This is a genomic window from Candidatus Omnitrophota bacterium (assembly GCA_028699255.1).
In the GTDB taxonomy this organism is placed as follows: Bacteria; Omnitrophota; Gorgyraeia; order 2-01-FULL-45-10; family 2-01-FULL-45-10; genus FEN-1322.
Map to the genome: position 1 here is coordinate 16080 of JAQVUX010000001.1, position 22522 is coordinate 38601.

22 protein-coding genes are annotated in these 22522 nt (G+C 48.4%); 21 read left to right on the forward strand and 1 reads right to left on the reverse strand.

What is annotated here, in order from left to right; all coding sequences use genetic code 11:
• Positions 1-223: 223 nt before the first annotated feature.
• The 5 genes from queA (at position 224) to recJ (ending at position 6908) form a co-directional block, all read left to right on the forward strand.
• A complete protein-coding gene (gene queA, locus PHS46_00115; GenBank protein MDD3904918.1) occupies positions 224-1231 on the forward strand; it encodes a tRNA preQ1(34) S-adenosylmethionine ribosyltransferase-isomerase QueA in 1008 nt (335 codons plus the stop codon).
• 192 nt (positions 1232-1423) lie between these two features.
• Positions 1424-2635 (forward strand): tRNA guanosine(34) transglycosylase Tgt, encoded by a 1212-nt coding sequence (gene tgt / locus PHS46_00120; GenBank protein ID MDD3904919.1) that lies wholly within the window; start codon positions 1424-1426, stop codon positions 2633-2635.
• Positions 2607-2891, forward strand: a complete 285-nt coding sequence (gene yajC / locus PHS46_00125; protein MDD3904920.1) for a preprotein translocase subunit YajC — start codon at positions 2607-2609, stop codon at positions 2889-2891. Before tgt ends, yajC begins: the two co-directional genes overlap by 29 nt.
• Positions 2891-5119 (forward strand): protein translocase subunit SecD, encoded by a 2229-nt coding sequence (gene secD, locus PHS46_00130; protein ID MDD3904921.1) that lies wholly within the window; start codon positions 2891-2893, stop codon positions 5117-5119. The genes yajC and secD overlap by 1 nt, the downstream gene beginning before the upstream one ends.
• A 109-nt stretch (positions 5120-5228) precedes the next feature.
• Positions 5229-6908: a single-stranded-DNA-specific exonuclease RecJ gene (recJ, locus tag PHS46_00135; GenBank protein ID MDD3904922.1), complete on the forward strand. Its 1680-nt coding sequence runs from the start codon at positions 5229-5231 to the stop codon at positions 6906-6908.
• 48 nt (positions 6909-6956) lie between these two features.
• On the opposite strand, the gene rpmB is transcribed toward recJ, so the two are convergent.
• Entirely contained in the window at positions 6957-7187 is a 231-nt protein-coding gene (rpmB, locus tag PHS46_00140; protein MDD3904923.1) for a 50S ribosomal protein L28, read from the reverse strand.
• Positions 7188-7239: 52 nt separating this feature from the next.
• On the opposite strand from rpmB, the gene recG reads away from it, so the two are divergent.
• From recG to PHS46_00220, 16 genes are all read left to right on the forward strand, one after another.
• Positions 7240-9330 carry an ATP-dependent DNA helicase RecG gene (recG, locus tag PHS46_00145; protein MDD3904924.1) on the forward strand — a complete coding sequence of 697 codons (2091 nt, stop codon included), beginning with the start codon at positions 7240-7242 and terminating at the stop codon, positions 9328-9330.
• Positions 9331-9333: 3 nt separating this feature from the next.
• Positions 9334-9888 carry a 16S rRNA (guanine(966)-N(2))-methyltransferase RsmD gene (rsmD, locus tag PHS46_00150; GenBank protein ID MDD3904925.1) on the forward strand — a complete coding sequence of 185 codons (555 nt, stop codon included), beginning with the start codon at positions 9334-9336 and terminating at the stop codon, positions 9886-9888.
• Between the two features lie 102 nt (positions 9889-9990).
• Positions 9991-10482, forward strand: coding sequence for a pantetheine-phosphate adenylyltransferase (gene coaD, locus PHS46_00155; GenBank protein MDD3904926.1), 492 nt, complete (start codon positions 9991-9993; stop codon positions 10480-10482).
• A 14-nt stretch (positions 10483-10496) separates the two neighbouring features.
• The gene (gene pta / locus PHS46_00160) at positions 10497-11480 is read left to right on the forward strand and encodes a phosphate acetyltransferase (GenBank protein ID MDD3904927.1); all 984 of its coding nucleotides are present in this window, start codon (positions 10497-10499) and stop codon (positions 11478-11480) included.
• Between the two features lie 4 nt (positions 11481-11484).
• Positions 11485-12654 carry an acetate kinase gene (locus PHS46_00165; GenBank protein MDD3904928.1) on the forward strand — a complete coding sequence of 390 codons (1170 nt, stop codon included), beginning with the start codon at positions 11485-11487 and terminating at the stop codon, positions 12652-12654.
• Complete coding sequence (gene rpmF, locus PHS46_00170; protein MDD3904929.1) at positions 12635-12835, forward strand: 50S ribosomal protein L32; 201 nt, start codon at positions 12635-12637, stop codon at positions 12833-12835. Before PHS46_00165 ends, rpmF begins: the two co-directional genes overlap by 20 nt.
• A 17-nt stretch (positions 12836-12852) precedes the next feature.
• Positions 12853-13842: a phosphate acyltransferase PlsX gene (gene plsX / locus PHS46_00175; protein ID MDD3904930.1), complete on the forward strand. Its 990-nt coding sequence runs from the start codon at positions 12853-12855 to the stop codon at positions 13840-13842.
• A gap of 57 nt (positions 13843-13899) precedes the next feature.
• Positions 13900-14886, forward strand: a complete 987-nt coding sequence (locus PHS46_00180; protein ID MDD3904931.1) for a ketoacyl-ACP synthase III — start codon at positions 13900-13902, stop codon at positions 14884-14886.
• Positions 14880-15836, forward strand: coding sequence for an ACP S-malonyltransferase (fabD, locus tag PHS46_00185; GenBank protein ID MDD3904932.1), 957 nt, complete (start codon positions 14880-14882; stop codon positions 15834-15836). The genes PHS46_00180 and fabD overlap by 7 nt, the downstream gene beginning before the upstream one ends.
• 124 nt (positions 15837-15960) lie before the next feature.
• Positions 15961-18120, forward strand: coding sequence for a hypothetical protein (locus tag PHS46_00190; GenBank protein MDD3904933.1), 2160 nt, complete (start codon positions 15961-15963; stop codon positions 18118-18120).
• 82 nt (positions 18121-18202) lie between these two features.
• Positions 18203-18781 (forward strand): rubrerythrin family protein, encoded by a 579-nt coding sequence (locus PHS46_00195; protein MDD3904934.1) that lies wholly within the window; start codon positions 18203-18205, stop codon positions 18779-18781.
• Between the two features lie 7 nt (positions 18782-18788).
• The gene (locus PHS46_00200; protein MDD3904935.1) at positions 18789-19751 is read left to right on the forward strand and encodes a radical SAM protein; all 963 of its coding nucleotides are present in this window, start codon (positions 18789-18791) and stop codon (positions 19749-19751) included.
• Between the two features lie 4 nt (positions 19752-19755).
• Positions 19756-20127: a hypothetical protein gene (locus PHS46_00205; GenBank protein MDD3904936.1), complete on the forward strand. Its 372-nt coding sequence runs from the start codon at positions 19756-19758 to the stop codon at positions 20125-20127.
• A complete protein-coding gene (locus PHS46_00210; protein MDD3904937.1) occupies positions 20099-20869 on the forward strand; it encodes a hypothetical protein in 771 nt (256 codons plus the stop codon). The genes PHS46_00205 and PHS46_00210 overlap by 29 nt, the downstream gene beginning before the upstream one ends.
• Before the next feature lie 140 nt (positions 20870-21009).
• Complete coding sequence (locus PHS46_00215) at positions 21010-21471, forward strand: YbhB/YbcL family Raf kinase inhibitor-like protein (GenBank protein MDD3904938.1); 462 nt, start codon at positions 21010-21012, stop codon at positions 21469-21471.
• Between the two features lie 33 nt (positions 21472-21504).
• Positions 21505-22512: an NAD(P)-dependent glycerol-3-phosphate dehydrogenase gene (locus PHS46_00220; GenBank protein ID MDD3904939.1), complete on the forward strand. Its 1008-nt coding sequence runs from the start codon at positions 21505-21507 to the stop codon at positions 22510-22512.
• The last annotated feature ends 10 nt before the right edge of the window (positions 22513-22522 follow it).

Consider the following 22522-nt stretch of genomic DNA (forward strand, 5'->3'; position numbering starts at 1 on the left):
AATATTTTTAGATGACCGATGTTAGGCGAGGGGACTATGCTTACGCGACGACGTAAAAATCGCGAGCGGGCATGGTTCCCGAGCCAGGGTTAGCAAGTAAGCGAGGGAGAGCGAGCGATTTTTTTTCGAGCGACATTTTTCACGCCGGGAAAAATGGAGCGTTCGGAGCGAAGCATAGTCCCCTCGCCAGAGACAACATGTTCATGAAATAAAAAATTGAAATATGAAACTATCCGAGTTTGATTATAACTTACCGAAGGAATTGATCGCGCAGTATCCGGCCCAGAAGCGGGATGCGTGCAGGTTGATGGTGCTCGATCGCGCTTCGAAGACGATCGCGCATAAGACGTTCGAGGATATCCTCGGATATTTTAAACCCGGCGATCTGCTCGTCCTGAATAATACGAAAGTAATCCCCGCGCGGCTCTTTGGGAAGCGGAAGTCGGGCGGGAAGGTTGAGTTGTTTCTACTGGAAATGAAGAATCCGATTTGCGAGGCGCTCGTAAAACCGGGGGCGCGGGTTAAGGATGGAGAAATTATAATTCTCGATTCCGGGGATGAGGTCGAGGTTATGGGGCGCGGCGATATCGGAAGACAGGTAAGATTTAACAGGCCGATCGAAAGTATTGTGAAAGAAATAGGCCACATGCCATTGCCGCCATACATCGATAGGAACGACGAAGATTCGGACAAACAGAACTATCAGACTATTTACTGCCGGAAGGAAGGCGCGACCGCAAGCCCGACAGCGGGATTGCATTTTACGGATGAGTTGCTGGACAAAATCGCAGGACGCGGGGTACGGGTTCAATATGTGACGCTCCACACGAATTACGGGACGTTCGCGCCGGTAAAGACGGAAGATGTCGAGGGGCACAAAATGCATAAGGAACCCTTCGAGCTTTCCGCCGAGACCGCGGAGGCGATAGTCGAGACGAAGAAGCGCGACGGTAAGGTATACGCGGTCGGGACGACTACGACACGCGTTTTGGAACATTGCGCGCAGAAACTTCCGCGCAGTGCCGGCGGGCACACCGAAATGTTCATATATCCGGGTTATAAGTTCAAAGTCGTCGATCGCTTAATTACGAATTTCCATCTGCCGAAATCTACGCTTATGCTACTGGTGAGCGCATTCGCAGGTAAAGACTTTATTCTCGATGCATATCGCCAAGCCATAGCCGAGCGATACAGATTCTTTAGCTATGGCGACGGGATGTTGATAGTGTAAATTTGTCGATACAGCAGGTGAATATGATGTATCGAGTGGTTTGTTCGGGGCGCGCAATTTTCGGCCATGCAAAAATTGCGCTCCGTAAAAGTTCTCGTACACTGCCTCGAACTTTTAAGGCCCTCACAAACCACATCGCTACATCATATTATGCTGAGAACGAAAAATTTACTGAAGGGACAGGTAAAAAGAATGAGTTTTAAACTGATACATAACGACAAATCGACGAAGGCGCGGCTCGGAGTGCTTACGACAGCGCATGGCCAGGTGAATACTCCTGTATTCATGCCGGTCGGAACGCAAGGCACCGTCAAGGCGATGTCGACCGACGAGCTCAAAACATGCGGCGCGGAAATAATACTCGGCAACGCGTACCACCTTTACTTGCGGCCCGGACTCGACATTATAGGCAAGGCAGGCGGTTTGCATAAATTCATGGGCTGGGATCGGCCGATCCTTACCGATAGCGGAGGTTACCAGATATTCAGCCTGGCGACGCTTAGAAAACTCACCGACGAGGGGGCCGAATTCTCATCGCACATAGACGGGTCAAAACATTTTATTACGCCCGAGAAGGCGATCGACATACAACAGGTGTTGGGCAGTGATATCATGATGATACTCGACGAATGCGTCCACTATCCCGCCGCGCGCGATTACGTCGAGCAGTCGCTCGAGCTGACAACGAAATGGGCCAGACGGGCGAAAGAATATTTAGCGTCTTTTCGACCCGGGCAAAATTATTCTTCGAGCGCAGGAGATAAGGATAATTTTAACCGCGCTCAAACAATAAATCACCAGCTATTGTTTGGAATTGTCCAGGGAAGTACGTATTTGGATCTACGCAAGAAGGCGGTCGAGGATCTTCTCTCGATAGGATTTGACGGCTACGCGATAGGCGGGGTGAGTGTGGGGGAGCCTGCAAGCCTGATACATGAGATCGCAGGTTATACCGCGTCACTTCTGCCGCAGGACAAGGCGCGCTACCTGATGGGGATAGGTACGCCACCCGACATAATAGAGGCGATATCCAACGGCATAGACATGTTCGACTGTGTGGTCCCGACCAGGAACGGCCGGAACGGGCAGGCGTTTACCTGGGATGGCGAGCTTCAGTTGAGGAACGCCGAATTTAAGGAAGACTTCCGACCCATTGACGAAAAATGCGATTGCTTTGCCTGCAGGAACCATACCCGCGCTTACATAAGGCATCTATTTAATACGCAGGAGCTTCTCGGTCTTAGGCTTGTTTCGTTGCATAATATTCATTTTTATGTTACACTAATCAAATTATCGCGCGAGGCGATAAGAGATGATGCTTTTGATGATTTCAGGAAGAAGTTTTTAAGATTATACCTAAAAAAGGAGAGACAAAATGGGACAAGCGTCAAATCCGTTATTTAATTTATTGCCGATAATAGTTATTTTTATAATATTTTATTTTCTTCTTATCCGGCCCCAAAAAAAACAGCAGGATGAGCATAAGAAGATGATAGCGGGACTTAAAAAGAATGACGAAGTGGTAACTGCCGGAGGCATACACGGCACGATAATGAATGTGAAGGATCATACGGTTACCCTCAAGGTGGATGACAATGTAAAAGTCGAGGTACAGAAGTCAAGCATCGCGAGCATGAAGCGTAAAGCAGGAGGGGAGTAATGAATAAAGGGCAACAGTGGAAAATAGTCGGCATAGTCGCTATCGTCATAGCTTCTCTGTGGATTATCTGGCCGCCGTTTACTATAAAAGACAAAGATGGTAGTGTACAGAAGGGGAAGATAAACCTCGGGCTTGACCTGCAGGGCGGTATGCACGTTGTCCTGAAAGTAGATACGTCGAAGGTTCCGGCCGAAGCTCGCAAGGATGCTGTCGAGCGGGCCATGGAGATAATCAGGAACAGGGTTGACCAGTTCGGCGTCGGTGAAATGGCTATACAGAGGCAGGGTAAAGACAATATCATAATACAACTGCCTGGAGTTACCGACCGCGAAAGGGCTCTTGAGATAATAGGGAAGACGGCGCATCTTGAGTTCAGGCTTGTTTCCGATAATACCGAGGACTTGAAGAAAGCTATCAATAACGAGCCTGTCGAAGGATACGAGCTTAAGTATATGGAAGGCGAACGCGCAGGGAGCGAGCCTCTCTTGATCGCGAAAACGGCAAGCCTTACCGGCGATCTTTTAGTGAACGCGAAAACGGAGTTCAGCTCCCGCGGATTCGGCGAACCTTATGTTTCGTTGACACTTAACGCTAAGGGCGCCCAGATTTTTGCCAATGTTACCGCTACTAATGTAGGTAAGCGGCTCGCCATAGTCCTGGACGGAAAAGTCGTTTCGGCGCCTGTGATCCGCGAAGCGATACCGTCTGGCCAGGCGCAGATATCTGGGAATTTTACCGTGGAACAGGCCAATGACCTCTCTGTCATATTGAGGGCTGGCGCGCTTCCGGCGCCTGTCATCGTAGAGGAAGAGAGGACTGTAGGGCCATTGCTCGGAGCCGACTCCATTAGGAGCGGTCTCAAGGCGGCGGTTATAGGAACTGCTCTCGTCGTAGTTTTCATGATATTTTATTACAGGCTGGCCGGCTTTGTCGCTGTTTTTGCGTTGGGACTTAACCTTCTCCTTATACTCGCATGCCTGGCCTTATTTAAAGGAACGCTTACACTGCCAGGTATCGCCGGTTTGATATTGACCCTGGGTATGTCAGTAGACGCGAACGTTCTTATATATGAGCGAATGCGTGAAGAGATGGCGCTTGGTAAATCAATGCGCGCGGCTATAGCCGCAGGATATCATAGGGCGTTATCGGCGATAGTGGATTCTAATCTGACAACTATAATAGCGGCCGCTCTTATATTCAAATTCGGGACAGGCCCGATCAGAGGCTTTGCGGTTACGCTGACCATAGGCCTTTTAGCCAACCTATTTACGGCGGTTATGTGCACAAAGGTTATATTTGAGGTAATGTGCGATCAGTTCAATCTTGCCAAATTAAAATTCATGCATCTTTTCACCCGCCAGACCAATATCGATTTTATCGGCAAGAGAAAGATATGCTATATAATATCGGCCCTATTTATTATCATCGGCCTCGCGTTATTTATAATGAGAGGCGATAAGAATTACGGCGTCGATTTCTCCGGCGGCACATTGCAACAGTACATGTTCGATAAGCCGGTTAAGATGGATGATATCAGGAAGGTTTTAAAAGATATAGGATACGGGAACGCATCAATCCAGCAATACGGAAATCCTAAAGAGGTGATCGTTCGCACGCAGGAGGATATCGCTACCAAATTATCAGGAGCATTCCGGGAGAATTTGAAAGACAATTCGTTCCAGGTATTGCGTGTCGAGACGGTGGGGCCCGCTGTCGGTAAAAATCTCCGGCAAAACGCCCTGATAAGTCTTATACTTGGCCTGGCAGGTATCGCGATATATGTAATGTTCCGGTTTGATCTTAAGTATGGCATCGCGGGTGTAATTGCGCTGATCCATGACGTATTATTTGCCGTCGGCGCGATGGCGCTTACTCATAGGCAGTTTGATCTTACGATCGTGGCCGCGTTATTGACTATCGCCGGTTATTCGATAAACGATACAGTCGTTATATATGACCGTATAAGGGAGAACCTGCGTATTGTTAAGAAGGGCAGTTTTAACGAGATCGTCAATTTAAGCATAAACCAGATGCTCGGCAGGACTATCCTTACCACAGGCGTTACAATGCTTGCGGTAATGGCCCTTCTCGTATTCGGCGGCGCGGTGTTGAATAATTTCTCATTCTGTATATTTGTCGGTTTCTTCGTAGGAGTCTATTCCACTATTTATATCGCGAGCCCGCTGGTCATTTCGTGGCATCAGGCGAGAGTCGCTGTTAAGAGGTAAGACGTAGTCGAACGTGATTAACCGCGTAGGTTTGTATGCGGGTTAACCCATAGCTAACCTACGCGGTTATATCCGGGATTTTGCCGATCTCGAGTTTATAAGGATCTTTGTGCAAAAGATATGGAAAATCAGAGAGTCCGATCCTAAGGTACAGGATCATCTTTCTTCCGCTCTGAATATTTCGAAAGTTACCGCCCAGCTTCTTGTAAACCGCGGCATCAAGACCATCGATGTGGCTTCCGATTTCATGAAGTGCTCCCTGGCGTCCTGCCACAGCCCGTTTCTTCTGAAGGATATGGATAAAGCTGTTTCGAGGATCAGAAAAGCGATATCCTCCGGAGAACGGATACTCGTTTATGGCGATTACGATGTCGACGGTATGACGAGCGTTACTCTTTTATATTCCGCCCTCAAGACGCTTGGCGCTAATGCCACGACCTATATTCCGAATAGAATCGAGGAAGGGTACGGACTTAACTTATCCGCGATAAAACGCGCGCATCATGATGGTGTTAAGCTTATTATAACGGTCGATTGCGGCATATCTTCATTCAAAGAAACGGAACATGCGGCCGCTTTAAAAGTAGATATTATAATTACCGACCATCATGAGATTGTAGGCGCGAAAGTTCCTATGGCTTATGCCGTAATAAATCCTCTCCAGAAAGACTGTAAATATCCGTTTAAACACCTGGCAGGCGTAGGGCTTGCGTATAAACTTGTTAAAGCCCTGTACGACGGCACGTCTCATTTTGCCGAAGATTTCCTCGACCTGGTAAGTCTTGGGACGGTGGCGGATATCGCGCCACTGGTAGGCGAGAATCGCGTTCTCGCGAAGCATGGGCTTGACGAACTTAGCAGGCGCGAGAGAGTAGGCTTGAGGGCGCTAATGGAAGTTTCTGGACTGGATGGTAACATATCCAGCGGGCACATAGGTTTTGTACTCGGGCCGCGGATAAACGCCATGGGCAGAATCGGCTCGCCGCAGAAGGCGATAGATCTGTTGCTGAGCGACAATATCGATACCGCCACAGAGCTGGCAAAAGTATTGAGTACCGAGAACAGGAGCCGGCAGAAGATAGAGGCGCGGATACTGGACGAGGCGCTCGATAAGGTGGAGAGAGAAGTTAATTTTAAGGATCATCGAGTAATAGTTCTCGCGAGTGAAAATTGGCATCCCGGGGTTATAGGGATAGTAGCGTCGCGGATAGCGGACAGATTTTACAGGCCCACCATACTTATATCGCTCGACGGTAAGGTTGGGAAGGGCTCCGGCCGCAGTATAGATGGTTTTCATTTATTCGAATATCTTTTACGCTGTAAGGATCTATTGGCCGGATTCGGCGGTCATGAAGCCGCTTGCGGAATAACTATAGAAAAAGATAATATATCGAAGTTCACAGAACTGATAAATGCGGAAGCTTTTAAGGACGTGGATGAAAGCATATTCAGCCCCAAGCTCGAGATAGAGATGGATGTGCCGCTTGGTAGTTTAAATGAGGAAGTGATCCGGGAAATCGAGGCGCTCGCGCCTTTCGGTTCCGAGAACCCGCGCCCGGTGCTTTCATCCCGAAAGTTGAATATTAAAGACGGCCCGCGCCAGATAGGTAAATCAGGGTTTAAATTATGGGTAACAGATAAAGCTGTTACCTGTGAAGCGATAACTTTCGGCAGGGGCAACTTCGATATGCCGAAGGCAGGTTCCGATATAGACCTCGCGTACATACCTTCCATAAATAATTGGCAAGGCGTCCAATCCATCCAGCTGGAAATAAAAGACATAAAATAGCCGTAAGGATTATTTTTGAAGAAATGAATGAAATGATGTATAATCGCTCTAAATGGCTTTTACGACTTTGCCTGCTTTGAGGCATTTGACGCAAACGCGGATTCTTTTTGGAGTACCGTCGATTATCGCCCTGACGGTTTTTAAATTCGGCATGAACCTGCGTGCCGTTATACCGGTTATCTTCTGGCCAACGCCGCCTTTTTTCTTGGCAAGGCCCCGGCGGACCAGTGTGCGTCCGGCAACAGGTTTTTTACCGCAGATCAAACATATTTTTGACATTTTTATTCGCTCCGTTTTTGTGAGGGCATATAGTAACACAGGAAGCCTTTAAATGCAAGAGAAAAAACAAGACATTTTAAAAACCCCGGTTAGGTATTTTAAAGGGGTAGGACCAAAAAAGAGCGAGCTATTGGCGAAGCTTGATATAAACACTGCCGAAGACCTGCTCTACTATCTGCCTGCGCGCTACGAGGATCGCTCTAATCTGACGGCTGTTAGGGATCTGACGCCGGGTGAATACCGCACTGTCGAAGGTGAGGTGGTAACGTGCTCCAATCGCATCGCGAAGTCGGGGCGGCGGTTTTTCCAGATAGCCGTGGCGGACAAGACCGGTTTTATTCACGCGACATGGTTCAATCAGCCGTACCTCAAGGATTATTTCAGGAAAGGACAGCACGTCATACTCTATGGCAAGATAGAAGCCCATGATAAACTTCAGATACTCCAGCCCGAATATGAGATACTCGAACCGGATGACGCAGGCTCTCTCCATATCGGCAGGATCGTGCCCATATACCCGTCTACGGACGGGCTTGCCCAAAGATATATGCGCGTCCTTACCGATGCGGCTCTGGCGAAATGCTGTAAATATCTCATAGAAAAACTACCGACCTATCTTATCGCCCGGGAAAAACTTGTCGATATAAAATTCGCCATACACAATATACACTTTCCTGCCAAATTCAAAAATCTCGAGAAGGCTTACAGGAGGATCGTGTTCGAAGAATTCTTTATGTTGCAGTTGGCGCTCGCTGTTAAAAAATCCCATTCAAAAAATATAGCGCCTGGCCTTGCGCACAAAATATCGGGCGAGCTTGTAGCCGCGTTTAAAGATAACCTGCCTTTTGAACTTACCGGCGCGCAGAGGGATGCGATGGCGGAGATATCGCGCGATCTGTCTTCGGGGCGTCCCATGAACCGTCTTTTGGAAGGCGATGTCGGTAGCGGCAAGACGATAGTTGCCGCCTACGCCCTCGTCTTGACGGTGCAGAGCGGATTCCAGGGCGTGATTATGGCGCCGACGGAAGTATTGGCGAGACAGCATTTCATCGCCTTGAGCGAACTCCTGATGCCGTTGGGCATCAACGTTTCGTTATTGATAGGCGGTATGGATCCCGCAACGAAAAAAACCGTTGCGGAAGAAATTGAGAACGGTATGGTAAATATCGTAGTTGGGACGCATTCCATTATCCAGGAGACGGTCCGTTTTAAAGATCTGGGACTGGCCGTGATAGACGAGCAACACAAATTCGGCGTAACACAGAGGGCGGCGCTGAAGGCGAAGGGGCGTAACCCGCATATACTTGTAATGACGGCGACACCTATACCCAGGACGCTGGCGCTTACCGTTTATGGTGACCTCGATATCTCGGTAATAAAGCAGATGCCGAAAGGGCGCAAGCCTATAGAGACGTATTGGGTCGAAGAGGCCAAGCGCGCCGAAGCCTATAAGTTTGTGAAGGAAGAGCTTGAGAAGGGCCGCCAGGCATATGTGGTTTGTCCGCTGATAAATGGCAAGATTGGATCCGATGCGCGCGGGCAGGGAGCCGCTGAGATATTTAAAAAACTTAAAACTGAAATATTCCCCGAGCACACCGTCGCGCTTCTGCATGGCAGGATGAGCTTGCAGGAAAAAGACAAGACCATGAAAGATTTTAAAAAAGGGAAGATAGCAGTTCTCGTATCGACCGTTGTAATAGAGGTCGGTATAGATGTGCCGAACGCTTCCGTGATGCTGGTCGAGAATGCCGAAAGATTCGGGCTGGCGCAGTTACATCAGTTAAGAGGCAGGGTGGGCCGCGGCGAGCATGAGTCGTACTGCATACTACTTGCGGATCCGAAGACGGAAGAAGCGGCCAAGCGCATCAGCGCCGTCGAGAATACGCTCGACGGTTTTCTCATAGCGGAGGAGGATCTCAGTATTCGCGGCCCGGGCGAGTTCTTCGGCACGAAGCAACATGGCCTGCCGGAAATAAAATTCGGCAATATATTGAAAGATTTTGATATAATGGAGCACGCCCGGAGAGAGGCGTTTGAATTAATAGAAAAAGACCCGGCGTTAGCCGAAGAACACCACCAGCCGCTACGAAGCGCGCTTAAGGAAAAGTTTAAGGGTGTGCCGGGACTGCTAAGCATAGGATAAAGCATGCGTGTAATAGGCGGAGAGTACAGGTCGCGGATAATCGAGATGCCCAAAGGAGCTGATGTAAGGCCCACACAGGATAGGGTAAGAGAGGCGGTGTTTAACATACTTACCGATGTCAGCGGTTTAAAGGTACTGGATTTATTCGCAGGTAGCGGCGCTTATGGCATTGAGGCTTTATCGAGAGGTGCCGGGCATGCGGTATTTGTTGAGAATAACTCGCATTGTCTGAAGACGATAACCGCCAATGTAGAGTCTTTGCATATACCGGAGTCTAAATATGGGATATTGCGATCCAGCGCATATATGGTACTTGAGCGTCTGGAAAAAGACGGGGAGGTGTTCGATCTTATCTTTGTCGACCCGCCCTATCATAAGGATATGGCCAAAAAGTGCTTGCTTTATATTGATAATTATGATATTTTATCACCAAATGGCCGGATTGTAGTGGAGCATTTTAAGGCCGACAGTCTTGAGGAAGAATTTTCCGGCCTTGTCCCTGAAAAAGAACGCAGGTACGGGGACACGGTTATAACCATATTCAGAAAACAGGGTTGAGCTCAAAACTCAAAACTCAAAGCCGCTTTCGTCCTTCGGACCTGAATATCCAAAAGTCGCGAATCGGCGCATAAGTTTTGAGTTTTACGTTAAGAGAGACATATGGACAAAGCTAAAATAGCCGTATATCCCGGAACATTTGACCCCGTAACCTACGGTCATATCGACCTTATAAAAAGGGCCGCGCGGATATTCGATAAAGTTATAGTGGCGGTCGCTCATAGCAAATCCAAAGGCGTACTGTTCAATGTGGCTGAGCGCGTGGCTATGCTCAAGGACGCAGTTGAAGGCATGGATAACGTCGAGGTCGACGATTTTGACGGTCTGGTTGTAGAGTACGTAAAAAGATGCGGCTCCAGGGTCATGATAAGGGGCTTACGAATGCTCTCTGATTTTGAATACGAATTCCAGCAGGCACTCACGAATCGAAAGCTATCCGGCGACATAGAGACTATCTTCATGATGCCGCGCGAGGACTATTCCTACATCTCGAGCAAGCTTATAAAAGAGGCCGCTTCGCTCGGAGCGGATGTCGGTAATTTTATACCGGAGAAGACGGCAGTAGCATTAAAGAAAAAGATCACTAGTAAATAGAAAGAGGTAGGAAAGTGGGGATGATCGAGGAGATAAGGGCGAGAGCGAAAGCGGCGGGAAAGACCATAGTCCTCCCGGAAAGCGACGACGCTCGTACTATGGAAGCGCTGGAATACATACTTGATAACGGGATAGCCAAAATAATTTTAATAGGTAAAGATAAAATTGCCGGCTCAATAAAAAGTAAAAACAGATCAGGACTCAGGATAATTGATCCGGAAAAGTATAAAGATATCGACGCGATGGCGGTGGAGTATTACGAGCTCCGGAAACTCAAAGGCATAACCCCGGAAGAAGCTCATAAAACGGTCAGGGAAGATTATCTTATATTTGGCGGACTTCTCGTGCGGCGCGGCGAAGCCGATGGGTTTGTGGCGGGGGCATCCCATACCACCGCCGATACCGTGAGAGCGGCATTGCGCTGTCTCAGGATCGATAAAACGATCGGCGTTGTCGCCGGGTCATTTTTAATGGTTGTGCCGGATTCCCCGTATGGCGAACACGGTACGTTTATCTATGCGGATTGCGGCGTTAATCCTGAGCCGAATGCCAGACAGCTTTCGGGTATAGCCGTGTCATCGGCGGACCTATTTGAGAAATTAACGGGTAAGATTCCCAGGGTAGCTTTTTTGAGTTATTCCAGCAAGGGTAGCGCCGAAGGGCCGCTCGTAGATAGAGTAAAGGAAGCCGTACAGCGCGCAAAAGAGGTATCCCCCGGTATATTAATAGACGGTGAATTTCAGGTGGACAGTGCTCTGGACCCGGAAGTTGCCGCGATAAAATGTCCGGCAAGCGAAGTAGCAGGTAAGGCCAACGTCCTGATATTCCCTGATCTTAATTCCGGGAATATAGCGTATAAGCTTACCCAGCGCCTGGCTAAAGCACGGGCGGTAGGGCCGCTTCTCATGGGATTTACAAAACCGGCCAGCGATCTTTCGCGTGGTTGTATTCCGGATGATATAATAGACGCGGTTGCCATAACGGCGGTAAGGGCTTGATAAAGTGTTTATTCTGGTTATAAATTGCGGTAGTTCATCGGCGAAGTACCAGCTCTTTGATGTGCGTAATCGTAAGTCGCTGGCGCGCGGTTTAGTCGAACGTATAGGCTCGACGGGGGCCATGCTTAATCATGAGGCGAACGGCAACGGCGCGTTCGCAAAGCGGGTTTCGTGCGGTGACCACACCGTGGCTATAAAAATAATAGTCGATGCGCTCATCCATGGGCCTTATGGTGTTATAAAGTCCAAAGAAGAGATAGCCGGGATAGGCCATCGGGTTGTTCACGGCGGTGAAGAATTTAAAGAATCGATCCTTCTCACAAATAGAGTTGTCGCATCGATACGAAAATACAGCGAATTGGCGCCGCTTCATAACCCGCCATCGCTTTGCGGCATAAGGGCCTGTTCATCGATATTGAAGGGTATACCCCAGGTAGCAGTATTCGATACGTCGTTTCATCAGACGATGCCGGAAGAGGCGTTCCTGTACGGCTTACCGTTCAAATTTTATACGAAGTACGGTGTTCGGCGTTATGGTTTTCACGGTACGAGCCACAGATATGTTTCGGAAAAGGCGGCCCGGATATTGAAATGTCCGGCCAAACAGCTCAAGCTCGTTACCTGTCACCTGGGCAACGGTTGTAGTATGGCCGCGGTTTCGGGCGGTAAGTCGATAGATACCTCGATGGGGTTTACTCCACTCGAGGGGCTTTTAATGGGAACGCGCTCGGGGGATCTTGATCCGGCGGCGGTATTGTATATTCTTTCAAAAGAGCGCCTGACACTTGAGCGCGTGAATGATATTTTGAATAAAGAGAGCGGGCTTCTGGGTGTCTCCGGCGTCAGTAACGATATGAGAGATATTTTAAAAGGAGCGAGGCTTAAAGGTCAAGCCGCAAAACGATGCAAGCTCGCAATCGAGATGTTCATTTACAGGATCAAAAAATATATCGGCGCCTATCAGGCGGCAATGGGCGGACTCGACGCGGTAATATTCACTGCCGGCATAGGCGAACATAACCCATGGATAGTCAAGAGGATATCAAGAGAGCTTAAAGGTGTAGTTCCTGGTAAAGCGCGGTTTCTTGTGATACCGACGAACGAAGAACTTTTGATCGCGCGTGATACGTACAACATAATACGAAGGAGGAGAAATGCCAAATCCAAAACGTAAACATTCGAGAGCGAGGAGAGACAAACGGCGCAGTGCAAATAGTAAGGTTTACGCCGCGAATCTTTCGACGTGCCCGCAATGTAAAAAGGCGAGATTACCTCACAGGGTGTGTCCGTTCTGCGGCTATTATAAAGGCAAGCCAGTGATAGTGATCGAGACGAAGGTTGAGAAGAAGAAATAACCTATAAAGAGGGGAATATGAAGATAGTAATCGATGCTATGGGCAGTGATATGGCGCCGGCGGTTGAGGTTGAAGGTGCTATCCAGGCCGTAGAAGAGTTTGGTTACGATCTGGTACTTATCGGAGACGAGGCGCTTATAAAAGCTGAGCTCGATAAGCGCGGCGGCGGTAGAGGTAAGATATCGATAGTGCATTCTCCGGAACGTATCGAGATGAACGAGCCGGCGGCGCTTTCGGTGAGGAGGAAGAGGAAATCCTCCATCGTTATGGGTCTCGAAATGCTGAAGCGCGACGAGGCCGACGGGTTTGTCAGCGCGGGGAATACCGGTGCAGTAGTGTGCGCGGCTACCCTGTCGCTACGGCTTTTACCGGGCATAGAGAGGCCGGGCATAGCCATTTGTATTCCGACCCTGAAAGGGACCTCGGTTATTACCGATGTGGGCGCGAACATAGATCCGAAACCTCTGCATCTTTTGCAGTACGGTATTATGGCCGATGCCTACTCGCGATATATACTACACAAACCGAATCCTACGGTAGGGTTATTAAATGTGGGAGAGGAAGAATCTAAGGGTACTGATTTCATCAAAGAAACCCACACTCTTCTCAGCGAATCAAAACTTAATTTTATCGGCAACATAGAGGGCCGCGACATATATGCCGGTACCGCGGATATAATATTGTGCGATGGCTTCGTAGGAAACGTTATACTTAAAGTGTCCGAGAGCGTCGTGGATACGATAGTAAAACTTTTAAAGAAAGAGATAAAGGCGAACGTTATCGCTACGCTAGGAGCCGCACTCGCGGCTTCGGCTTTCAACGGTTTAAAGAAGAAGATGGACTATTCGGAATATGGCGGCGCGCCGCTCTTGGGTGTCGACGGAAGGTGTATTATAAGCCACGGGTCTTCAAATCCCAAGGCGATAAAGAATGCTATAAAAGTTGCCGGTGAATTCATGACGCTGGGTGTTAATAAGCATATAGTCGAGGAGTTGGAGAGTTACTAATCCCGCCGGGAGTCAGCGAGGGCGGGATTTCGCTTTGGATAAGATAGGGAGTTTTATATGTGTGCAGAGAGAAAGGTTGGAATACTGGGATTGGGCGCGTATCTTCCCGAAAAGATCCTGACCAATAAGGATCTCGAGAAGATGGTCGATACTACCGACGAATGGATCGTATCGCGTACCGGCATAAAAGAGCGGCGTATCGCCCGTGAAGACGAGGCGACCAGCGATATGGCTACCGAGGCCGCGAAACGCGCCCTGAAGGATGCGGGCCTTACCGCCGCGGACATTGATCTTATAATAGTCGCTACGATAACACCCGACATGTTCTTTCCCGCTACGGCGTGTCTTGTGCAGGAGAAGATAGGCGCAAGAACGGTGCCTGCTTTTGATGTAAGCGTGGCCTGTTCCGGTTTTATATACGGTATTGCCATTGCAAACCAGTTCATAAAATCCGGCACCTACAAGCATGCTCTTGTGGTGGCGGCCGAAAAGCTCTCAGCCATAACCGACTGGACCGACAGGAATACGTGCGTCTTATTTGGTGACGGTGCGGGCGCGGCCATCCTGGGGCCGGTCGATAAGGGAGGCATACTTTCAGTTTATCTGGGCGCGAACGGTAAGGCCGGCGACCTTATAAAGCTACCCGCCGGCGGTTCGAAGATACCGGCCACAAAACAGTCGGTCGAAAGCAATCTCCATTGTATCAAAATGAATGGCGCAGAGTTATTTAAACACGCGGTAAAGATAATGGCAGATGCCGCTTTGGAAGTGACCAAGCCGTTAGGCCTGCAGGCTACCGATATAAAATTGGTAATACCGCACCAGGCTAATATACGTATTCTCAATGCTGTTGCCAAGAGGATGGGGTTGACGCCGGATAAGATATATTTAAATCTTGAAAAGTACGGCAATATGTCGGCCGCTTCAAGCGCGGTGGCGTTAGTCGAGGCGGTAAAAGAAGGCAGGATCAAGAGGGGCGAAAAGATGCTCCTTGATGCGTTCGGCGGCGGGCTTACATGGGGAGCGATAGTTATCGAATGGTAAGCGTTGATACGGCTTTAATATTTCCGGGGCAGGGCGCGCAATATGTGGGGATGGGGAAGGACCTTTACGATAATTACCCGCAAGCCAAAGAGGTATTCGATAGGGCTAATGAGATCCTGAAGTTCGACGTAAAGAAATTATGTTTTGAAGGGCCTAAGGAAGAATTGTCGACTACCAGGATAAGCCAGCCGGCAATATTGACGTTGAGCATCGCCGCGCTGAAGGTATTGGAAACAACGCCATATTATTCACAAATCGTTCCGAAGTTTTCACTCGGGTTGAGCCTCGGCGAGTATAGCGCTCTCGTAGCCGCGGGAAGCATGAAATTTGAGGATGCCCTTATTCTCGTCAAGAAGCGCGGCGAGCTAATGGAAGAGGCGTCGAAAAAGAACCCCGGCAAGATGGCCTGTGTCATAGGCATGGATCCAGTGACGATAGAGACATTGTGTAAGGGGATAGGGTGCGAGATAGCCAATCTTAATTGTCCCGGGCAGGTGGTCGTTTCCGGGAAAACCACGAATATAGAATTATTCGCGGGTCTTGCGAAAGAGAAGGGCGCTAAGAGAGTGTTACTGCTGGATGTGAGCGGGCCATTCCACTCTTCGCTAATGACCCCAGCGCGCGATAAATTGAAAGATTATATCGAAACCATACAAATATCGCAACCGTCGATCCCGTTTATAAGTAATGTCGATGCCAAGGTTCAGACCGACCCGGTAATTATAAGGGCTAATCTCATAGCTCAAGTAAATACAAAAACGCTATGGGAAGAATCGATACGGCTCGTAAGCAATAGCGGAATCGGATCATTCGTTGAAATAGGCCCAGGACAGGTGCTAAAAGGTATTTTAAAGAAGATAGATTTGAAATTATCGGTTAAGAGCATAGCAACTCATCACGATATCATGTCATTATCCTCCCAGCCTGACGAAAATAGCCCAATGCGTTAAAAATTAAAAATGTAGAAAAATATGCTTGTCATCTATTAAAAGTATGTTATACTTATATTAGGAGAATAAAATACTACCTATATATACGAGATGAGATGTGAGTGCGCTTTAAGCGGAGGAAATTATGAAAACGCTGAGAATGGCAAGTATAATAGGTTTCATTATACTAACGATAGCGCTTACGATGTCGCTCATAGGATGGAACATAAGTAGCTCATTCGCTGAGGATGGCATTGAGCGTAGCTACCGATCGACTTCCTATGTATTTGGGCCATCTTATGTGAATGTGTTTATGCAGAGATCTGAGGCGTTGCGCAATAAAGCACAACAGCAACCGAAATCGCTTCTCAGCCGCCTAATTGAGGTAGTCAAGAATAAATTAACTAAAGATGTAAAAGAGAGTACTGTTAAAACTCCTGCTAAGCCAAAACTTCAAATGAAGCAAAGCGCTCGAAACTCCATAGCGAGAACCGCCAGCACAATTACAACGCCCATGTCACCAGATGGCTTGGTTACTGGCATATCTAATCTTGGGAGTGGCAACTATGAGATTACTCTCAAGAGCGGCGCAAGAGAAATAGTAAATTTTGAGGATTATACCAACAAATATAATGCTCTATGGCAGGCATCATATGACACTAATTTTTTCACTTTGTGGGATTCTGCCGTAGCGAAGGAGTATAGCTCCGGACAGGCATATCAGAATGCCCTGAATCTTCTGCTTAGTGGATATAAGATAGAAGATGTGGGCTCTGTTGCCGTGCAAAGTACCGTAGAGCATATTGAAACGTATTCATTGGGATGGTCTATCGATGGTACGGAGCAAATAATTGTAGAATATGTGGAAAATACCCCCGGGATTTATGAGTATATGAACAGTAAATATACCTCTGGCGATTATTCGCCAGTAGCTGTTTATGATTCAGACGATCCATTGAGTTCAAACATAATCGGATATAATATAGTTCTTACTCAAACTATCTCTTCCGAGAAATTTGCCACCAGAACAACGTATGAGACGATAACGCAATATGAATCGCAGTATAAATGGGTAGCGTGGGGTGAGTGGACGGAAACGGTATGGGATTCTTCCGTGCAAGAAGCGCACTGGGATGAGGCATCGCAGTCATTTCAATATAGCAATGGAGCTTACGTAACTACTACAGTGACCGGATGGGACTATTCTACGGCCGTCACGCGCATTGGGGATGAGCATGCCGCTTTTCTGGAGACGATTTATTCTGTGGCAAGGGTAAATGCCGCCAATGATACCACTGATTATGCCGCCAACTACGCGTATGAATATATAAATAATCAGGCGTTTACTGCTACTCAGGAGCATTATTCTTATGTAATTAATAATGAATGGGCGAACGATTATGCCGCACTTCATAGCACATTCGAAGTGCGGGAGGCGGAGCAACTTACCGAGGGTATACCGTATAATACCGCCGCGGTTCTGAGCGATGGAACGGTAATAGGATTTGGATATTACCTTTTATCCAATTCCAATGATACGTTTTATAATCAAAGTGCTAGCACTTTAAATGCTAAAGATGCTAGTCTTCTTTTTACGATGAATCTTTTTGGACAAAATGCACTTTCTCTTGATGGTGTGTCCAAAGAGCCGTCTTCTGAAAACTTCATAGGTACCGATATGTTTGTTCTTATGGATGGGAATATAGGAACGGTCCTCGCAGATATTGTTAAAAATCCTGATGCGACGCAAAGAGAGGTACTGATCTCAATTAGCGGGTTTTTAGAGGAAATAAACGGGGCCCAAATGGCAGGGGTAGATAGCGCTGAGATTGAACAGGCGAAGCAGGATCTTATAAATGCAGTTGCCGATCTGCTTATGGCGCAGGCGGTTCCGGATCTTTTAAATAGCGGGGATATAGCCAGTGTTAAAGCGATATTCTCGGATTTAAACAGCGCAAAAGAGAAAATGGTGTCAGAGTTTATGTCCGCGGCAAAACCTTATTATGATAATATCGTTAGAGATATGGAAAAGAGCATAGAGATATTAAAATCTAATAATGTCCTTAACCCAAATATGACCAGGGAAGATCTTAAGAAACTGCCCCCCTGTGATTTGGAGAAGATACTTGATAAGATGAGAAAGACGGAAAAGCGTATTTTTGAAGCAGAATATATACTGCAACAGGAAGTAAAATACCGCAATGCATATATTGAGCCTAATAAACAACGTCTTGAAGAAGAAATGAAGAGTATGATGAACGATTTCACAGGCAAGATTAACGGCATGTTGAAGAATACTAAATAGTTATATCCCGCCAAAGAATAGAGTTGAATTAACCTCAAAATGATGTATCATATGAATAAATACTAAAGGGAGGGCTGTAAGTATGCCAAAGTCGATTAAAGGAAGTCAGACGGAAAAGAATCTGCTCGCGTCGTTTGCCGGAGAGTCACAGGCGAGAAACCGGTATACGTACTTCGCCAGTGCCGCCAGGAAAGAGGGGTTTGAACAGATAGCTAATATTTTCGAAGAAACCGCCGGTAATGAAAAAGAGCACGCGAAAGTGTTTTTTAAATATCTTGAGGGCGGGGAAGTGGAAATAACGGCGGCCTATCCCGCCGGAAAGATAGCGGATACTAAATCTAATCTGGAATCGGCCGCGGCCGGTGAAAAGCTGGAGTGGTCGAAGCTTTACGCTGATTTTGCCAGGGTCGCTGCGGGTGAAGGTTTTTCCGACGTAGCGCATTCTTTCGAAGAGATTGCGAAGGTTGAGATGTTTCATGAGGCGCGCTACAGGAAACTCATTCAGAATATAGAGAAGAAAGAGGTATTTAAAAAGAAAGCGGCAGTCAAGTGGCACTGTATAAATTGCGGATATATATTCGAAGGCGCAGAAGCGCCGGCCGAATGCCCCGCATGCAAGCATCCACGCGCGTTCTATGAACTTCTCGCCGGGAATTATTAAAAATAGGATGGCATTTAGACCGGAAGAGGTACTGCTGTCGCCTACCCAGCGCTGTAATCTCGCGTGCGTACATTGCCATGCCACAAAGGGTGAGCAGGCGCTATCTTTAGGGTTTACGAAAAAGTTTTTGCTCGACAGTAAGAAGCGCGGTATAGATCGGATGGGCTTCACCGGCGGGGAACCATTTCTCGCCGGTGATTTTTTATGTAAGATTATCGAATTCGCCGTCAAGGAAGGCTTTGTTTTCGACAGGATAACCACCAACGGCGTGTGGTATAAAAACCGCTCACAATTAAAAGAGGCGCTCGGCAGATTGTCGCGTGCCGGATACGACGGCTCGATCTGCGTAAGCGTCGACGCTTATCATCGGCAGGATATCAACAAGCTGTCGCATTTTATTAAAACTGCTCAGGAAATGTGGTCTCGCCCGGACATGGTGTCGATCGTATATGTTACAGGACGGGACGCGGAGACGAAAAGTAAGCTGAATAAACTCGCCCGGCTTCTCGGCGCGCGTCTTCATGGTTTCGGCGGCAGTCATCCGCATATAAAATCCGCCAGGATTTTTATATCGATAGGCCGAATCGAGCTTTCGCCGGTAGGGCGCGCCGGCCGGTTAAAAGATCCATGGGATGGGAAATGGTTTAAGGAGGATTTCTGTAAAGGCCCCGGCAACGTATTCTTTGTTGAGTCGGATGGATCGGTAAAGCCGTGCTGTGGCTATGCTTCGGATTTGGATATTTTTACCGTAGGAAACATAAAGACGGATACGGTTCGCGGTATGCTTAAAAATATTCGCAAAAACCGCGTCCTGTATGCTATATTTAAACTTGGCTTAAGTCGCATCAGAAATCGACTTATAGAACTCGGTTTTGTATTCCCGGGCAAAACAAGTAATCACTGCTTTTTCTGCCGCTATATTCTGACGGAAGCGCCGGGAGCGACGCTTGTTGCGGCGCTGAAAGGATGACGATATGAACGCTGTGAAGATCGCATTTTTGGCAGGCGCGATAATTTTCAGTACGATTTTAGCGTCAGCTTACGATACCGACGGGATGGATGACGCATCATCTCCTGAGTCGGGCATGGAAGTCCGTAAGGTCGGAGAAGGGGTGAATGTCCTCCTGCCGCAGGGCGCGCGGATGCAGAGGCGCAACAATTCCACGTCCGTCGAAGAGAGCTCCGATCAATATGCCGCGCGCAATTTTACGCGGATCAATGAGCGTTTAAAAAATCTTGAAGACGAGAATAAGATACTTACAGAAGAGATAAAATATCTACGATCAAAGCTTACCTTAGTGGAAAAGAGCGCGGATAATGATACTGTCAATCCTCCGACCGAATAAAATCGCCGCGTTTATCGCAAGCCTTCTAATACTAAGTCCATTGCCTGTTTTTTCAGCATCCCGGGAGGCTCTGAAGAAATCCCCGGCTTACGAGGCTATCCCGGCAAAAGTGGTCGCGAGGATACTTTTGCCGGAAGGGTATCACGAAGGGCTTTTTTCCGACGGCGGCAATATATGGGTTGCTAACGGCGAAAAAGGCAAAGTCTGGGTTATCGATACCGAGTCGGGCAGGAGGGTATTCGACATAGAATCGATCGCGGGATTTACCGAAGCCATATCCCGCAAATCAGAAGATCTGCTTTTTGTTACCGATTGGGATGAGAAGAAATTGTACAAAGCGCGATTAGAGAACGATAAGCTGAAACCGGAGGCCTGGGTTTCGCTTTCACCGGCGCACCCGGCAGGCGTGGTATGGAACGGCGAAAAATTATTCGTAATAACCTGGACGAGAGGGATGGGCACTAAGTTCGATCTTTTAGAGATGGACGGCGGAATGAAGCTTCTCAATGTCATGTCCATTCAGGATATTCAGGAACCGGCGCACATGGCGTGGGACGGTAAATATTTATGGATAACGAGCTGGTACGATCCATTGGTGTACAAAATCGATATGAAAAAGCGGGAGATAATCGGGGCTTTTCGGTCGCCGGTGTCACGGACGACAGGAATATCGTGGGACGGAAAAAACTTGTGGCTGACCGGCACATATAGCGATCTGTATAAGATGGAGATAGCCAGGTGAGGATGGAAGCGGTTATTCCGGCACTGGCGGCGCTCATGCTTGTTTTTGGGTGGGATAACCGCGTAGGTTATTCGAGTGAAATTACTGGCCAACCTACGCGGTTGACACAGGAGTCTACGCGGTTGATACAGGAGGTGCGTATGAATATTGTCGTTGCGAACGGCGCTTTTAAGGACGGAGAGATGATACCGGCGAAATATACATGTGACGGTAGCGAGCTGTCGCCCGCGATCGAGTGGTCGGGCGTCCCGTCGCAGGCAAAGAGCATCGCGCTTATAAGCGATGATCCGGATGCGCCCCGGGGGACGTGGGTTCATTGGGTGATATTTAATATACCGCCGCGATTGACGGGATTACCCGAAGGCGTACCACATAAAGAGGTTCTTGAAAACGGTGCCGCGCAAGGGATAAATGACTCGAATGAGGTAGGTTACGGCTCTCCGTGCCCTCCATCAGGCGTGCACAGGTATTACTTTAAGCTTTACGCGCTCGATACACTGCTCGCGTTAAAACCCCGCGCTACCAAAGCGGAGCTCGAAAATGCTATGACCGGCCACATAATAGCCCAGGCTCAAGCGATGGGGCGATATAAGAGATATTGACATAACCTATTATCTATAATAAAATTATATACTATGCCTGATAATAAAAATATAGCTGTTATCGGTGACGGTGGGTGGGGTACTACGCTTGCCGTACTGCTGGCTAAAAAGGGTTGCGCTGTAACGGTTTGGGGCGCGTTTCCGGAGCAGATAGAGGTTGTCAAGTCAACCGGTGAAAACGCGAAGTTCCTGCCCGGAATAAAGATACCGCGCAATGTCAGGTTCACCTCATCGATGAGCGAGGCTTTGTCCGGCAAAGAGCTGGTCGTACTGGCCGCGCCGTCGCAGTTTACCCGCGGGGTGCTCGCGATACTGAAGATGGAGGAGCTCGGCGGGAAGAGGTTTATAAGCGTTACCAAGGGCATCGAGAATAATACTTTACTGCGGATCTCGGAAGTGATCTGCGAGGTGCTGGGCCCGCGGCCTTTTACAGCGCTCTCCGGGCCGACGATAGCTCTCGAGGTCGCGAACGGCGCTCCGACGACGGTTGTAGCGGCCTCGCCCGACATGGCGCTGGCGAAAGAGGCTCAGGATGTGTTCATGACCGAGAGTTTCCGCGTATATACGAGTGACGACGTGACAGGCGTTGAGCTCGGCGGTTCTCTTAAAAATATAATAGCGATAGCGGCGGGCGCCAGCGACGCTCTGGGTTTCGGCGCGAACGCGAAGGCGGCGCTTTTGACCAGAGGACTCGCGGAGATCGTCCGGCTGGGTGTCGCGATGGGCGCGAAGAAAGAGACATTCTATGGCCTGAGCGGCCTTGGAGATCTCGCCACTACCTGCATAAGCCCGCATTCCAGGAACAGGTGGCTCGGTGAAGAGATCGGTAAAGGTAAAAAACTGAAAGATATTTTGAATGAGACGGCTATGGTGGTGGAGGGTGTGGCCACCGCGAAATCCGCGCGCGACCTTTCGATCAAGCATAAAGTAGAGATGCCGATAACTTTGGAAATATACAGGGTTCTTTATGAGAACAAAGACCCGAGAAAGGCGGTTCGCGATCTAATGACGCGCTCGCCTAAAGTGGAAGACGGGAATTAGTTTGATTTAA